Source organism: Paracoccus tegillarcae, assembly GCF_002847305.1.
Lineage (GTDB): Bacteria > Pseudomonadota > Alphaproteobacteria > Rhodobacterales > Rhodobacteraceae > Paracoccus > Paracoccus tegillarcae.
Genome location: NZ_CP025408.1, coordinates 2,679,252 through 2,695,386, shown reverse-complemented (window position 1 = coordinate 2,695,386; position 16,135 = coordinate 2,679,252). Strand labels below are relative to the sequence as shown.

The window sequence follows — 16,135 nt, the reverse complement described above, 5'->3', positions numbered from 1 at the left end:
TCCCGTCGAGCGCGCTTGTGTCAGCTTCGAGGCCGCGACTGCTGCGGTTTGCATTCGGACTGACCGGGGAAACCGGCGAAGCCTCGGCTGGCGCAATGCCGCCAGCCAACGACTGAAACCTGATCACCGCACTGGAGACACAATGACCTCTACTCAAACCGGCACTGTCGCCCGCAATGATTTGCGGCCGACTGCTGAAGAAATCGACCTCATGCGCGAGAAGGCGCGAATGGTCCGGCTGGAAACGATTCGGCTGATCATGCTGCCAAAGATCGGACATTACAGTTCCGTCTTTTCTTGCGCCGAACTGTTTGCCTCGCTGTATTACGGCGTGATGTCGGTCAAGGAGGGCGACCCGGATTGGGAAGACCGCGACCGGTTCACCTTTGGCAAGGGCCATGCGGCCATCGGCCTCTACCCGATCCTCGCCGATCTGGGCTGGCTCGATAAAGACGTGCTGGATGGCTATTGCAGCCTTGGAAATCCGCTGGGTGACCACCCGGACATGACCAAGGTGCCCGGCATCGACTTTTCCTCGGGGTCCATCGGACATGCGCTGTCAAATGCACTTGGCATGGCCCTCGGCGCACGGTTCCAGGGCAAGGACTTCACCGCCTTTGCGATGATGGGCGACGGTGAGCAGCAAGAGGGCCAGGTCTGGGAGGCGGCAACCGCTGCCGTGGCGAAGAAGGTGAACAACCTCATCGCGATCGTGGATAACAACAAATACCAGTTGGACGGCGCGGTCACCGAGGTCAACGATATCGGCGACATCGCCGGGAAATGGCGCGCATTCGGCTTTGAGACCCACGAGGTCGACGGCCACGATCTGGAGGCCGTCACGACGCTGCTGCGCCGGTTGAAGGCCGACAAGACCCGCCAAGGCCCCGCCTGCGTCATTGCCCATACGGTCAAGGGCCGTGGCATCGACCTGATGGAAAACGAAACCGGCTGGCATCTGGGCTATCTGACGCCCGGCGATTCCGAAATTGCCGCTCAGGAAATCATGAGCAAGGAGATTTGAAATGACCAAACTGGAAAAACTGTCCGAAGGCTCCTGGCACTACCGCATGATGGGCGACATCTTTCCGGACCTGCTGCGTCCGTCCGATGCGCTGATCGATCTGTATGAGGGCGGCACGCCCGTCGTCGCGCTGACGCCTGACCTGATCTATTCTGGCGGGCTGGCCAAGTTCTATGAGAAACATCCCGATCGCGTCATCAATACCGGTCTGTCCGAACAGAACACCGTGTCGATGGCCGCGGGTCTGGCCACGACCGGCGCGACACCCTGGGTGTCGGGCATGTCGGCCTTTCTTGCGCTGCTCTGCAATGAACAGATCAGGATGGACGTCGCCTATAGCCAGCAGAACGTGCGCTTTTTGGGGCACCATACCGGCCTGGCTTTTGGTTTTTACGGCTCATCGCACCATGCGACCGAGGATATCGGCGCGCTGCGGTCGATCGCCAACATGACGATCATTTCGCCCTCGGATGACAACCAGCAATATGCCGCGATGATGGCATCCAAGGATTATGACGGCCCGATCTACTATCGCACCGGGCGCGGACGTAATCCCGAGGTCTATGAAGAGGGTTCGTTCACCTTCGAGATCGGCAAGGCGCATGAGCATATGAAGGGCGACGAGGTCACCATCATTGCCTGTGGCATGCCGGTTCACCCGTCGCTGCAAGTGGCCAAAAAGCTGAACGCCGAGGGTCACTCGGTCGGGCTTCTGGACATGGCGACGATCAAGCCGCTGGACGTCGACGCGGTGCTGGAAGCCGCCTCGCGGTCCAAGGTCATCCTGACGATCGAAGAGCATAACGTGCTTGGCGGTCTGGGGTCAGCCGTGGCCGAAGTGATGGCCGAGAACCCCGGCAATGCCCGCCTGATCCGTCACGGGATCAAGGATGAGTACTCGCTGATCGGCCCGCCGACGCATCTGTACGGGCACTACAAGCTGGATGAGGCCGGCATCGAAAGCGTCGTGCGTGATGCGATGAAATAGGCGCATGGCGCAGGCCAATGGGGCAGCCGGCAGCGCAAGGAAATGCGTGAGCTTGCGACCGGCTGCCCCACACGGTTCTCCGATCAACGCAAAGCCGCACAGGCGCGGGCTGTCGGAGCCAAAGAAACCCTAACCTTCAAGATGGTGGACTCTGCAATGAAACATGATCGCGAGATCGGCGCTCAATCGCCTGATACCCAACAGACCCTTCGCAGACGTTTCGACAACATGCACAAGGCGGCGCGAACAGGCGTCGCCGCCACGGCCGAGGAACGTCTGGACCGGCTGGACCGCCTGCGGAACATGCTGCTTGAAAACGAAACCGCTTTTGTTGAGGCGATTTCGGCTGATTTCTGCAACAGATCCGCGCATGAATCGCGACTTCTGGATATTGTCCTTACGCTGAATTCGCTGCGCACGGCCCGTAAGAACCTGCGCCGCTGGATGCGCGACGAACGCCGTCACGTGGACCTGTCGTTTCAGCCGGCAAAAGCCTGGGTGCGGTATGAGCCGCTTGGCGTGATCGGCATCATCTCGCCTTGGAACTATCCGATTTTTCTGGCGCTCGGCCCGCTGGTCGATGCCCTTGCCGCCGGCAACCGGGCGATGATCAAACCGTCCGAATTGACGCCCCGCACCTCGGCGCTGTTGGCCGAAAAGATCGCCGAAAAATTCGATGAGACCGAGGTCGCCGTGATTGTCGGCGATGCCGAGATCGCGCAGGCCTTTTCCGGTCTTCCATTCGATCATCTGGTCTTTACCGGCTCGACCCCGGTCGGACGCAAGGTGATGCAGGCGGCGGCAGCAAACCTGACGCCTGTGACCCTTGAACTGGGTGGCAAATCGCCGGTTGTCGTCTGCGATGATTACCCGCTGGAGGCCGCCGCCCGCAGTATCTCGTTCGGCAAATATCTGAATGCCGGGCAAACCTGCATTTCGCCCGATTACGCGCTGGTTCCCAAGGACAAGGTCGAAGAGTTCGCCAAGCTGGTGATCGAACAGGCACGGGTAAAATATCCGAGTCTCGCCAAGAACGGCGACTATACCTCGATCATCTCGCCACGGCATTATGACCGACTGGCTGTCGCGATCAGCGATGCCCGCGCCGCCGGTGCCCGGGTTCTGAGCCTGGACGACGATGGCACCGCCGAATTTCGCAAGATCCCGCCCACGGTCGTGATCGACACGCCCGAGGATAACTTGCTGCTGACCGAGGAAATCTTTGGGCCGATCCTGCCAATCATTGGCTACGAGACCCTTGACGAGGTGGCGGAATATATCAACGCAAGGGACCGTCCGCTGGCGCTTTACGCCTTCGGCAAGGACAAGCGGCAGTTGAAGGGAATCCTTGATCGCTCGATTTCCGGCGGCGTGACGCTGAACGGGACGATGCTTCACGCGGCGCAGGAAAGCATGTCGTTCGGCGGTGTCGGTGCAAGCGGTATCGGCGGGTATCACGGCCATGCCGGGTTCAAACGCTTCAGCCATGCGCGGTCGGTCCACAAGATCGGCTTTATCAACCTGTTCGAAAAGCTTGGCCCCCCTTGGGGCGGACTAGCCGGCAGGACCACGAACTTCCTCAAAAAGCGGCGCTAAGCCGGGCCGCCCTGCCTGCCGGGGCGGCTGGTCCCGACGCACACCCAATAACCACTGAAGATGGCCCCGATTGCGGTGTCGCAAACATCCTAGACGAAAACCTCAGGAGATAACCGTGACCTCACCACATCAACCCGCCCCGCATCTTTTGCTGCGCGTCTTCGGATTCGTCCTCGGCGTCGTCGGCCTTATTCTGACATTTGGGGGGATCTACCTGATCACCCTCGGAGGAAGCTGGTATTACGCGATCACCGGGCTGCTCATGTCCTTGGCGGCCTTTCGCACCTTCCGCGGACAGGCGAACGGTCTTTACCTATATCTGTTCGTGTTCCTCGGCACAGTCCTCTGGGCCATCTGGGAGGTCGGGTTCTCGTTCTGGCCGCTGGTCCCGCGTCTGGTTGCGCCCGTCTTCCTTGCCGCCTGCGCGTTGTTGCTGCTGCCGCTTGTCCGTGAGGGTGCGGGGCGACCCGCCTCTGCGCGGCCCTTCGTGGCCGGTGGCATTGGGCTATCGGCGATATTCGCTGGTTTCATGGCCCTGATGTTCATGCCCCATGATGTTGTGCAAAACGATGTCAGCATCACGCCCGGTCAGGTATCCGCAGCAACCGAAAACGTGGGCGAGAACTGGGTTGCCTGGGGCAAGACCAGCGAAGGTCTGCGCTATTCCACCGCCGAACAGATCACGCCCGAGAATGTTTCTCAGCTAGAGGTTGCCTGGGTCGCGCAGACCGGCTTTATCGCCGATCAGTCGCAAAACCTTCAGGACCAGAACACGCCGCTTTACGTCGATGGCACGCTTTATCAATGCGCCTCGGGCTCTCAGGTAACTGCGCTTGACGGCATCACCGGCGAAATCAAATGGCAGTTCGACCCGCAGGGCGCATCACCCTATTGGAAACGTTGCCGGACACTGGCCTATTTCGATCCCGGCCCACAGGATACATGTGGCCCCCGGATCGTGATGACGACCACCGACACGCGGTTGATCTCGCTCAGGGCATCGGATGGCAGCACCTGCGAGACGTTCGGCACGAATGGCATGCTCGATCTTGCGGCCGGAATGGGCCAGTTGGTGCCCGGCGATCCCATCGACGAAAACACGGTGATCCCCCCGCTTCCCGGCTTTCTCGCCCAGACAACCGGGCCTTTCATCGGTGGCGACAAGATCATCCTCGGGGCATGGGTCGCCGACAATGTGAGCATGGGCGAGCCTTCGGGTGCCGTGCGTGCCTTTGACGCACGCACCGGCGCACAGGTCTGGGCATGGGATCTGGGCAACCCCGAGATCACCAACCTTCCCCCAGAAGGCGAAACCTATACGCGAGGCACCCCCAATGTCTGGAGCGGGATCTCGATCGATGAAGAACTTGGTCTGGTCTATCTGCCGCTTGGCAATGCGACGCCTGACTATTACGGCGGGCATCGGCGCGACTTTGACGACGAATATAATGCGTCGCTTGTCGCGCTGCGGCTGGATGATGGGCGCGAAGCCTGGCATTTCCGGACCCAGAACCACGACCTCTGGGACTATGACCTGCCGTCGCAGCCCGCCCTTGCCAATGTGCCCGACGGAAATGGCGGAGCCATTCCTGCCGTGATCCAGACCACCAAGCGCGGCCAGATCTTTGTGCTGGACCGCCGCAATGGGCAGCCCATCAAGACGGTCGAGGAAAAGCCGGTGCCGGCCGGTGATGGCGTGATCGACGGTGAATATTACGCCGAAACACAGCCCTATTCGACCGGCATGGCCGCCATCGGTGGCGATCCGCTAAGCGAAAAGCAGATGTGGGGCGCGACCCCCATCGACCAGATGATGTGCCGCATCATGTTTAAGAGCTACAAATATGAGGGCGATTTCACCCCGCAGTCTACGCAAAAAACGCTTGTCTATCCGGGCAATAACGGCGGCATGAACTGGGGCAGCGCCTCCGTGGATCAGGGCCGCAATATCATGGTCGTGGCGGATATGCGGATGCCTGTGGTGACGCAGCTGCTGCCGCGCGAACAGTTCCGCAAGGATAACCCCGACTTTGAGGGCGATCCTCATGGGGCTCTGTCGGCGCAATTCGGTCTTCCCTACGCCCATTCGGTCGTCAACTTCATGTCGCCATTGGGCGTCCCCTGCCTGCAGCCGCCCTGGGGGACCGTGTCGGCCGTGGATGTCGCCAGCGGCGAGTTGGTCTGGCAGCAGCCAGCGGGAACCGGAAAGGACGCGACGCTTGTCGGGATTGGCCTGCAGAATCCGCTGCCCTTCTATGTCGGCATGCCTGCTTTGGGCGGTGCCATCACGACCGGATCGGGTCTGACCTTCCATTCGGGAACGCAGGACTACTACCTGCGCGCCTATGATACCGAGACGGGCGACGTTCTGTGGAAAGGCCGCTTGCCGTCTGGCTCTCAGTCGACCCCGATGACCTATATCGGGCCTGATGGTCGCCAGTACATCGTGCTGACCGCAGGCGGTGCGCGGTACAATCCGAATGATTGGGCCGATTACATCATCGCCTTCGCATTGCCGGAATGAACGAAGGGACCTGTGCTGGTGTATAGTACAGTTCGCGCAATCCTAAATGGTCGGCGGCGGGCGCGAGCCCGTAACCGGCGGCCACCTTGCCGCCCTTGGGGGTCAATGAGCCCGTAAACCCAAACCGAATGAAAGGTGAAATGAAATGTCCAAGATCGAAGGAGGCTGCCTGTGCGGCAGCATTCGCTACACCAGCGACACCGACCCCGTCATGGTGGTGAACTGCTATTGCGAGAATTGCCGCAAGAACTCTGGCTCCACGCATAGCTTCAATCTGGGGATGCCGTTTGGCTCGGTGACTGTCACCGGCGACACCATCGCCACATATGTGGACACGACCGGCGCCAGCGGCCAGCCGTTCAATCGCCATTTCTGTTCGAATTGCGGCACGCATTTCCGTTCCGAAGGGCCGGCCTATGAGGGGATCGAGATGATCAAGGGCGGCACGCTGGACAATCCAGAGCCATTCGCGCCGGTTGCCCATATCTGGTGCGAACAAAAGCTTTCATGGGTATCTGTGCCAGAGGGCGCCCCGACCTTTCCGCGCAACCCGCAATAGGCTGTTCAGCATCAACGCGCTGATCGTCGGACGCCACCGATCTGGCTCTGCCAGACGGAGGAGTAGAGATGAAAGCAAGTTTCGGCCAAACCGGCGCCAGTGACTTCGTTGCTGGCCGGCGCAAGCGGCCTCAACGTTGGCACCGCCATGGCGGTTGAAACATGCAAGCGCGTGAAGGCCGCCTACTGTCGCTGGACAGGCATCATGAAGGCGGGGCCGATCATGCCGCTTTGAGATCGGTTTGTTGAGGTTATTCGAGCCTTGGACGTCAGCCATCGCCAAGCTCGGAACCCGCCAGGCAAGACGAGACGTAGCGCGCCTATCGGTCCCGCCCCGCCGACGCCGCACGAAAAAGGTCGGCGGCCTTTTGCGTCCCGACCCATGCCACGCCGGCAGGCGCGTGAGGTGTCAGCACAACCTCTGCTGCGGTCAGCAAGCCGTTTTCGACAATGATGCGCCGGGCAAGGCTGCTAGTGATGCGATCCGAGGCAATCGGAATATCATCTGGAAACGCGGCCCGACGCTGCCAGAAGGGCAGGTGCAGGCGCGCGGTCTGGCTGCGGATGAAATCCCGGCCAAGGCGGGCCTGTCTGGGATACACGTCCTCGTGGCGCTGACGCAAAAAGCGCCGGGCCATCGCGACCGTTTCCGCATCTTCGCGCTGTTCCAATGTGCGCCGGACGGCCGTTGCGGTCAGTGCCGAGGATACGGCCCAGAACAACCCGTGCCCCGACAATGGGTCCATGGCCGAGGCCGCGTCGCCAATGGCCATCACGCCCAGATCATCCGACGGCGCGCCAAGCACCGGGGTTGCGTCGCGGACCAGCAGATCCTGATGGACGCTGTGAATGACTGGCAGTCGCTCGGCGGCTGCCTCGAGCCCCGATCGAAGCCTTTGGTCAGGCGATTGGCCCATCGGATCGGCGGCATCCAGCACCAATTGCACCCAGCCGGATCCGTCATCGCGCCGCGCCAGCCACAGCCAGCCCTGATCCAGCGGAATCACCCATGTTCCCGCGCCCTGTCCCGTCTCAAGCTGCACGCCTGCGCCGATGGCAATCGTCGCCGGGCCGCGATGTGATCGGCGCGTGCCCTGCCCTGCCCGTCTGCCGCGAGCGTCGATGATGAAGCGCCCGTGCATCACCTTTTGCCCCGCGAGTTGGACCTGACCGGGGCCGGGTGCGCCACTGTCGCGGATCAGCGTCGCTCCGGCGCGGCGTGCCATGTCGCGCAGGTGGTGATCAAGTGCCGCGCGATCGACGATCAGTTCGGAATTGATGGCCGTGGCATTCCCGTTCCAGTCGCTGGTCCGCCGCGCCTCAACCGCGCCGATTGCCTGAGGATCATAAAGCCCGGTGCGTTGCATCCAATCGCGCAGGCGCGGGCTTAGCCCTTCGGTTCGCGGAACCACCCGGCAGGGATCGACCAGCGCAACCCGCCGCCCATCCCGTGCCGCCAGCCATGCAAAGACTGACCCGGCGGGGCCACCGCCCAGCACGATTACATCGAATTCTTGATCCCCAGGCTTTGCCATGCGGACCAGCTTTCGCATCCGCCGGCACGAAACTTGACATTTCCGGCCAATCTTCACGGCACACCGACTGTGTCCGGAAATGTCAACTTTGCTGGCCAGCGGGGTGGTTCAATCACTGCTACCCAGTCCGGCGGCCACCCGCCTAGCCAGAGGATTTTCAAAGCGATGCACCGCACGATATTTGCGACCCTCATGACATCCGCCGCCTTTGCGCTGGCCACGCCCGCCATTGCCGACACTGGCGAAGAGATTGTCTCGAACATCTGCGCCGCCTGCCATGTGCAGGGCGATGATGGAAAATATTCCCGCATCGATGATGGTCGCCGCACCCCGGAGGCGTGGGAAATGAACGTGGTCCGGATGATGCGGAACTACGGTGTGCCGCTCAGCGATGACGAATTCGTCTCGGTCGTGCGCTATCTGTCGGATACGCGCGGGCTGTCGGTCGAGGAAACTGACGGCTACCGGTATATCCTTGAGCAGGAACCGAATGCCAGCGACACCGGCGTCGATCAATTGATGACCGAGACCTGCGGGCGTTGCCATTCCTATGCTCGCGTGGCGTTGCAGCGGCGGACGCCCGAGGATTGGAAAAAGCTGATCAACTTCCATCTGGGGCAGTTTCCTTCGCTTGAGTATCAGGCGCTGGCGCGTGATCGCGACTGGTGGGCCGTTGCCAATGATCAAGTGCTGAAGGAACTGACCGAACGCTATGTGCACGGCGACAATCCGGCGAAATCCGATGCGGATCTGTCTGGCGAATGGCGCGTTGCAGGTCGGCAGCCGGGACGCGGCACCTATGACGGCACGCTGACGATTGCCCGCGAGGGTGACGGCTATACCACCAGCCAAACCCTGAATTTCGCAAATGGCGACAGCGAGACGCGCAATGGCCAGGCCTATCTCTATGGTGCGGGCGAATGGCGCGCGACGATGACATCGGGTGACGCTGAACTGCGCGAGGTCATGGCGCTGCGCGATGACGGTTCAATGGATGGCCGTTGGTTCCACGCCGAACAAAGCGCAATGGGTGGTCGCATTCATGCGGTCAGAACCGACGCCGCGCCGCAGATCATCTCGGTCGCGCCCGATCATGTGAAAGCCGGTGAAACGGTCGAAATGCGCATCTCTGGTGTCGGGCTAAGTGGCGATCCGGTGTTGCCGGCAGGACTGACCGCCGAGGTGGTCAGCAGTGATGCGGGTGCCGTCGTGCTGACGGTAACGGCTGCCGCAGATGCAACCGAAGGCCGCGCCGCCCTGGGCGTTGGCGATGCCAGTCTGGCAGACGGCGTGGCGGTCTATTCCGCGCTGGACCGGGTGACGGTCGAGCCACCGATGACCTATTCGCGCATTGGCGGCAATGAGGGGCCGATCCCGAAACAGCCCGCTATCTTTGATGCGGTTGGCTGGCTGAACGGCCCAGACGGCAAGCCCGAAACCGAGGATGATATTCGCATCGGCACCTTGCAGGCAGAGTGGAAGGTCACGGATTTCGACGCCGCCGCCGCTGCGATGAAGGATGCGGAGTTTGCCGGGCAGATCGACGAAACCGGCACCTTCCATCCCGCCGATGCAGGGCCCAATCCAGAACGGGTGATGGGCACCAACAATACCGGAAATCTGGCCGTTATCGCGACGGTCAAGGATGGCGACGCGACGCTGGAAGGACGCGGGCACCTTTACGCCACCGTTCAGCGCTTTGTCGACACTCCGATCCGCTGAGGACATATCATGGGTTCCCTGACACTAATTCCCCACAACGCCCACCGCGTCGATGTCGACGGGTTGGCCATGCTGATGCATGTACCGACAACCAGCCTGTTCGAGATGGATGAGGTCAGCCGCTCGGTCTATGAACTGTTCCGCCGGGTGGGCGTCGCCGATGCCGAAATGCTTCGCGCAGAACTGGGCGAACAGTTTGCGCCTGACGCGCTGGCCGACTGCCTGCAAAGCCTGATCTCGCTGGATATCCTGCGCGACAGTGCTGATCCGGGCAAACCGCTGACCGTACAGAAAGTCGAAGACATTCCACTGTCGACGATCATCCTGAACGTGAATACCGGCTGCAATCTGGCCTGCACCTATTGCTACAAGGAAGACCTGACCACGCCCGCAAAGGGCGAAAAGATGAGCTTTGAGACCGCCCGCGCGGCCATTGATCTTCTGCTGGTGCAGGCGGCGTCGCGCGACAAGGTGAATGTGGTGTTTTTCGGCGGTGAGCCCCTGTCGAACATGCCGCTGATCCGGCAGGTCGTGGATTACACCGAGGCCCGCGTGGCAGAACTGGGCAAGGCGGTGGATTTCACCCTGACAACCAATGCCACACTTCTGACCGAAGACCTTGCCGACTGGTTCGACGCGCACCGCTTTGGTCTGACCGTCAGCATGGACGGCCCCCGCGCGCTGCACGACAAGAACCGCAAGACCGTGGGCGGACGCGGCACCTATGACGTGGTGGCCGGCAAGGTCCGGATGTTGCTGGCGCGCTATCGCTCTCGCCCCGTGGGTGTGCGGGTCACGCTGACCGCCGGTGTGACCGACGTGCTGGCGATCCACGACCACATGATCAACGATCTGGGCTTTGCAGAGGTCGGCTTTGGCCCCGCGACCTCGGGTCCGATTGCCGTGTTCAACCTTCAGCCCGACATGCTGAAATCCGTCTTTGAGGATATGAAAACCCTAGGCCGGCGCTATGTTGACGCCGCGATCCGGGGCGAGAATATCGGTTTCTCAAACATGCATCAGCTGCTCTCCGATATCGCCAAGGGCATGAAAAAGGCCGTGCCCTGCGGCGCTGGTCTGGGGTTGCTGGCGGTCGACAAGGACGGCGATCTGCACCTGTGCCACCGCTTTGTCGGATCGAACCAGCCGACCTATGGCAATGTGACCACCGGGATCGACGTTCCGAAACTGGCCACCTTTGTCGAGACGGCGCAGGATCGCAGTGCCTTTGGCTGCAAGACCTGCCGCATCCGCTCTATCTGCGCGGGCGGTTGTTATCACGAAAGCTATGCGCGCCAGAACGATCCCTTCGCACCGGTCTATCACTATTGCGACCTGCTGCGCGATTGGGTCGATTTCGGGATCGAGGCCTATACCCGCATCATGCGCGCCAACCCGTCCTTTTTTCGCGCCCATCTTCAGCCCAGGAGTGCCGCCTGATGAAACATCTGACCCCCGCGAATGCCAAGGCGCGCCAGTTCACGGAAGCTGCCGCCGAGGGCAAGGAAGACGAAGTGGTCGCCATGAACTCGATGGTCGGCTGCACAACATCCTTCGACCCCGGTTGGGAGGTCGACGCCTTTGGTGGTGTCAGCAACCTCTGCCAGCCGATGGAGGCAGACCTTTACGGCTGCGCCGATCCCTGCTGGTGGCCGGCGCAGGTGGCAGACACGATGAACACCTATCCCGGCTGGTCTGACGATGCCTCTGACGTGGGCAAGGACTGGCGGCAACTGCAATCCGTATTCCCGAAAAGCAAGGTGTGATCATGGCCCTGCAATTGACACGAACCGCCGCCGCCATCGCCGCGCTGATGGGCATGACGCTGCCCGCCATCGCCAAGGATTTCCTGATGGTGCCGGTGCGACCGAACAAGCTGGTCGTTGTCGATGCCGCCGCCATGTCCGTCGACAAGGTGATCACACTGACCGATGCAGGCCCGCTGCCGCAACTGCCGGTCGTCAACGCAGATGGCACGCGCGCCTATGTCTTGATGAACAAGCTGGAAAGCATCGCCATCGTCGATCTGATGTCAGGCGAGACGATCAACAGGATCGACATGACCACCGCCGACGAACGGGTCAAGGGCATGTTTGGCATGGATCTGTCGCCCGATGGCACGACGCTGGCTGTCTATCAAAGCCCGGTGAAAATGCTGGCCGATGAATTTCAGGTCCAACCGACGCGGCTGGCGTTTTACGACGCGGAAACAGGTGCGTTGAAATCCACCGCCGAGGTGCCGCGCCAGATCACCCTGATTGCATGGTCCAGTGATGGCCAAAAGATCTACGGCATGGGCCGCCACATGTATGTCTTTGACGCGACTGGCAAACAGATCGAGGACAAGCCCATCCACGGTTGGCAGACCGAGAAATATTCCCAACCCGATGTGCTGGATGTGTGGTCGCAATTTGAACAGGCCGACGTGATCGCGACGCCGTTCTACGCTGCGCGTCTGGATCTGGCAGCAGATGATCCGACCGCGTTCCGCACCGGCATCCTGACGCAGGACCTGACCAGCGGCGAATTGAAGATGCAAGAGGTCGAGGTTGCGGATATCTTCTATTTCTCGACCGCCGTCAGCCCGACCGACAAGAACCGCGTCTATGGCGCCTATAACTTCCTGTCGAGCTTTGACCTTGAAGCCTCGGCCCCGATCAAGCGCGTGCCCCTGCCCCACAGCTATTATTCGGTCAATCTGTCATCGGATGGAAAGACCGTCTATCTGGGCGGCGCAATGGGGGATGTGGCCGCATATGACGCCGAAACCCTGGAAAGAACCGGCGAGGTCATGATGCCGGACGGGGCGGCAATCTCGCTGGCCTCGGTCCGGGTGTTCCAACGGGCAGAGTGACATGGCTGTGGTGCGCAGGCTGACGGTCGGCATCGTCGACAGCGGCGGGCCGCCTGATACCATGGCTGATGCGCGGGCCTTTTTTGCCGAAGGTTGCGGGCCTGCAATGCCCGACCGTCTGGGGCACGGCACGGCTGTTGGGGCCATCATTCGCCGCGCCGCGCCGGATGCAAGGCTGCATCACGCGCAGGTTTTTGACGACCGCCCGATCACCAGCGCCGACCGTGTTGCGCGGGCCATCGACTGGTTGTCGGCAGACTGCGCGGTAATCGTTCTCAGTCTTGGGCTGGCTTCTGATCGGCGCGTGCTGCGACAAGCCTGCAAGGCGGCTTTGGCCCGGGGTTGTTCGCTGGTGGCGGCATCGCCTTCGCGTGGCGGCCCTTGCTGGCCTGCGGCCTATCCCGGTGTCATCGCCGCGACCGGCGACGCGCGCTGTGGTTGGCCGGATCTGTCACTGCTACCCGACGGCGTGATCGGCGCGTGGTGCGCCTCGCCCGAACATGGCGGAACAGGCATGGGTGGGGCCAGCCTGGCCGCTGCACGCGTGGCCGGCCATCTGGCCGCCGGCTTTGCCGAGGCAGGGTCAGATCCGTTCCAATGGCTGGCCAAGCACGCGCGCCATATCGGGCCTGAGCGGCGGCTGGCCGCCGTTCCCGCCCGATGACCCTGCGAGAGCGGATCGCCGCCCTGATGGTGCGCGGGCTGTTTGGTCCTGCGGCTCTGTCCTGGCTGACGCCCGTCCTTGCGCGTGCCTTGCCGGGCATTGCGCTGGTTCTGGCGACCTCGCTGACTGCGGCGCTGATTGCCCTGGTGCCGCCATGGCTGACCAAGTTGTTGATCGACCAGGGCCTTGTCGCGCAGGATTGGCATACCGTTCTGCGCTATGCCGCAATGGCCTTTGCGGTCGGTCTGCTGATCCTTTGCGGATCGGTCGTCAACAGCCTGCTGCATCTGCGATTTTCGGCACAGATGCTGATTGATCTGCGCTCAAGAATGCTGGACGCCGCGCTGCACCGTCGCCCCGACCGTCCCGCCCTGACCGTAGGTGAGGGAATGGCGCGCATCGACGGCGATACGGCCGAGATCCAGAGATTTGCCTTCGACACGGTCCTGGCCGCCGCTTCCTCGGTGTTCCGGCTGGTCGGTGGGACCGTGATGCTGTTCGTCCTGGATTGGCGGCTGGCGTTGATCCCGCTGATGGCAGCCCCGATCAATCTGGGCTTTCTGATCTGGGCGCGTCCCCGCACCCGCGAGCGCGCCGATCAGTTGCGCAGCAATCGCGGCGAACTTTCATCCTATCTGGCCGAGGGCTTTGCGGGGTTGCCAACACTGCGAACACTTGGCGCACAACCCTCGCGACTGACGGGATTTGTTCCGCTGCAAGCTCAACAGGTAATGCTTTTGTTGCGCCAGCGCCGCTGGTCTGAATTCGTCAGCTTCGTGCCGCAATTGACCGGCGCATTGGTGCGGACCGCCATTCTGCTGGGCGGCGGCTGGCTGGTGGTTTCCGGGCAATGGCAGATCGGCGCGTTGATCGCCTTTCTCAGCTATGTCGGCATGATGACGGGGCCATTGCAGAACCTGCTGGGCCTTTATCACGCGCAGGCGCAGGCGCAGGTGGCACTGGCGCGGCTGACCGCCATTGCAGAGCCTGATGCCGATGAACGCGGTGGTCGCGCGCCTTCGCCCGGTAGCGGCACATTGCGTCTGGTGCAGGCCCGCGCAATGGCAAGCCGCCATCTGCCCGTCGATCTGACCATCCATGCAGGCGAGACAGTGCTGATCGATGGCCCATCTGGCATTGGCAAATCGACGCTGATTGCGCTGGCCGCCGGGTTGGTCGCGCCCGCGCCCGGCGCGCGGGTCTTTCTGGACGGCGAAGATGTGGCCGGACTTGACCGCCAGTCGCTGCGCCGGGCGGTGGCTGTGGTTCCGCAGGCAGCCTTGCTGTTTCGCGGCACGGTCGCCGACAATTTGCACCTGGCCGATCCAGAAGCCAGCGACGATCAGATGACAGCCGTTCTGGCCATGGCCGGACTGTCCCTCACCACCGATGTCGCCATTGACGAGGCAGGCCGAAACCTGTCGGGGGGCGAGCGTCAGCGGATCGCACTGGCGCGCGCGCTGTTGCTGCCGTTCCGGGTGCTGGTGCTGGATGAATGCCTGTCCGAAGTCGACACCCCGACAGCACGCACCATTCTGACCGTCATCCGTGACCGATTTCCTGACCGCACGATCATCGTGATTGCCCATGCAGGGCCTGCACGAGAGATGGCCTTCGATCAGGTGGCGTTGCTGCGCGCCGATCCCTCGGTCTTGCGCAACTCGCGCGGCGACACGCCGAACCAACGTGTGAAGGCACGCGAGAACGCGGTATGATCAGAGTAACCCAACCGCAATGCGATCTCGATCATTGGCAGGTCACTGCGCGCCAACAGAGCACGCCCGACATTGCGCCGGCAACTTTCGTTCAGTTCGTGAAACGATGTCCCCTCGGCCTCCAACTTGCGGCGCAGGGTCCGGCGCGACATGCCCATTGCGCGGGCGATGGCGTCCTGATCGCCGCCCAGATCTGCGCCGTCCTGGCCCATCCGCCGCAGCAGCAGGTCAATCACCCGATCACTGACGGGCTGTTTAAGCCGGACGTTGCGCTGGTGCTGATCCAGCGTTTGAACCGCGTCACGAAAATGCGCCGCAGATGGATTATCGGAAACCAACCGGACCGTGCGATCCAGCAGTCGTGCGGGAATGAACAACGCATTGTCCATGCCCCCGCGAACTTGCCGCTCGAGATGGGCAGTAATGGCCCGTGCCGGCGCGCTTTCGGCAACTTCCAACTGCGCGATCAGCGCGCGGTCTGCATCGGGCGCAAATCGCCGCGCTGTTCCGCAAATCACGCCAAGCGTCAGTTGGGCGTCGGCTGCACGGGGCCAGATATCTTCGTCCAGCACCCGGTAGCGCAGGGCAACCATGTCCCCATCCTGCTCCATCGACAGCGAAGAAGCCGATTGCACAGTGCCGAAATAGTTGACGAAACAGCGCAGCGCGGCCCCGAGTGTCGGCGCGGCAGTCATGGCGCAACCAATCGCACCCAGATGGGCCAGATCCATGACCTCGCCCGCGCGCCACAGCGCCGCCGCATCGGCGGCATTGCCCGCCAACCGTTCAAGACTGGAAACAAAGACGCGCAGCGGCATCACGCTGTTGGACTGGCAGTCGGTGTCACCACCGCCGGTGGTGATCGCCTCGACCGCGGCCAGGGGCTCCGAGATAATCCAGGGGCTGTCCATGCTGTCACATCTCCCGCCGTTGGGAATAGGCCCCACGGCGGATT

Annotated in this window: 13 protein-coding genes; 11 read left to right on the top strand and 2 right to left on the bottom strand. The window is 62.1% G+C overall.

Annotation, left to right across the window (positions count from 1 at the left end; genetic code table 11):
• Positions 1–142 precede the first annotated feature (142 nt).
• The 5 genes from CUV01_RS13160 to CUV01_RS13140 all read left to right on the top strand — a co-directional run bounded on the left by CUV01_RS13160 (position 143) and on the right by CUV01_RS13140 (position 6,691).
• Entirely contained in the window at positions 143–1,024 is an 882-nt protein-coding gene (locus CUV01_RS13160) for a transketolase (protein WP_101460876.1), read from the top strand.
• Between the two features lies 1 nt (position 1,025).
• Complete coding sequence (locus tag CUV01_RS13155) at positions 1,026–2,012, top strand: transketolase family protein (RefSeq protein WP_101460875.1); 987 nt, start codon at positions 1,026–1,028, stop codon at positions 2,010–2,012.
• 156 nt (positions 2,013–2,168) lie between these two features.
• Positions 2,169–3,608: a coniferyl aldehyde dehydrogenase gene (locus CUV01_RS13150; protein ID WP_101462082.1), complete on the top strand. Its 1,440-nt coding sequence runs from the start codon at positions 2,169–2,171 to the stop codon at positions 3,606–3,608.
• Positions 3,609–3,723: 115 nt separating this feature from the next.
• Complete coding sequence (locus CUV01_RS13145) at positions 3,724–6,132, top strand: membrane-bound PQQ-dependent dehydrogenase, glucose/quinate/shikimate family (RefSeq protein ID WP_232962232.1); 2,409 nt, start codon at positions 3,724–3,726, stop codon at positions 6,130–6,132.
• A gap of 145 nt (positions 6,133–6,277) precedes the next feature.
• Entirely contained in the window at positions 6,278–6,691 is a 414-nt protein-coding gene (locus CUV01_RS13140) for a GFA family protein (RefSeq protein WP_101460874.1), read from the top strand.
• 319 nt (positions 6,692–7,010) lie between these two features.
• Here CUV01_RS13140 and qhpG read toward each other — a convergent pair whose 3' ends face one another.
• On the bottom strand, positions 7,011–8,225 hold the full coding sequence (gene qhpG / locus CUV01_RS13135; RefSeq protein ID WP_157994861.1) for a flavin-dependent monooxygenase QhpG: 1,215 nt from the start codon (positions 8,223–8,225) through the stop codon (positions 7,011–7,013).
• A 165-nt stretch (positions 8,226–8,390) separates the two neighbouring features.
• On the opposite strand from qhpG, the gene peaA reads away from it, so the two are divergent.
• Genes peaA through CUV01_RS13105 form a run of 6 tightly spaced genes read left to right on the top strand, consistent with a single transcriptional unit; the run spans position 8,391 to position 15,180 of the window.
• Positions 8,391–9,947, top strand: a complete 1,557-nt coding sequence (gene peaA / locus CUV01_RS13130; protein WP_101460872.1) for a quinohemoprotein amine dehydrogenase subunit alpha — start codon at positions 8,391–8,393, stop codon at positions 9,945–9,947.
• A gap of 9 nt (positions 9,948–9,956) precedes the next feature.
• The gene (gene peaB / locus CUV01_RS13125; protein WP_101460871.1) at positions 9,957–11,387 is read left to right on the top strand and encodes a quinohemoprotein amine dehydrogenase maturation protein; all 1,431 of its coding nucleotides are present in this window, start codon (positions 9,957–9,959) and stop codon (positions 11,385–11,387) included.
• Positions 11,387–11,713, top strand: coding sequence for a quinohemoprotein amine dehydrogenase subunit gamma (gene qhpC, locus CUV01_RS13120; RefSeq protein ID WP_101460870.1), 327 nt, complete (start codon positions 11,387–11,389; stop codon positions 11,711–11,713). Before peaB ends, qhpC begins: the two co-directional genes overlap by 1 nt.
• Before the next feature lie 2 nt (positions 11,714–11,715).
• The gene (gene peaD, locus CUV01_RS13115) at positions 11,716–12,801 is read left to right on the top strand and encodes a quinohemoprotein amine dehydrogenase subunit beta (protein WP_198731819.1); all 1,086 of its coding nucleotides are present in this window, start codon (positions 11,716–11,718) and stop codon (positions 12,799–12,801) included.
• A gap of 1 nt (position 12,802) precedes the next feature.
• Positions 12,803–13,465 (top strand): subtilisin-like serine protease QhpE, encoded by a 663-nt coding sequence (qhpE, locus tag CUV01_RS13110; protein ID WP_101460869.1) that lies wholly within the window; start codon positions 12,803–12,805, stop codon positions 13,463–13,465.
• Positions 13,462–15,180, top strand: coding sequence for an ABC transporter ATP-binding protein (locus CUV01_RS13105; RefSeq protein ID WP_101460868.1), 1,719 nt, complete (start codon positions 13,462–13,464; stop codon positions 15,178–15,180). Before qhpE ends, CUV01_RS13105 begins: the two co-directional genes overlap by 4 nt.
• Here the strand turns inward: CUV01_RS13105 and qhpR are convergent.
• Positions 15,084–16,091, bottom strand: coding sequence for an AraC-like transcriptional regulator QhpR (qhpR, locus tag CUV01_RS13100; RefSeq protein ID WP_101460867.1), 1,008 nt, complete (start codon positions 16,089–16,091; stop codon positions 15,084–15,086). The two genes, CUV01_RS13105 and qhpR, sit on opposite strands and share 97 nt — an antisense overlap.
• Between the last annotated feature and the right edge of the window lie 44 nt (positions 16,092–16,135).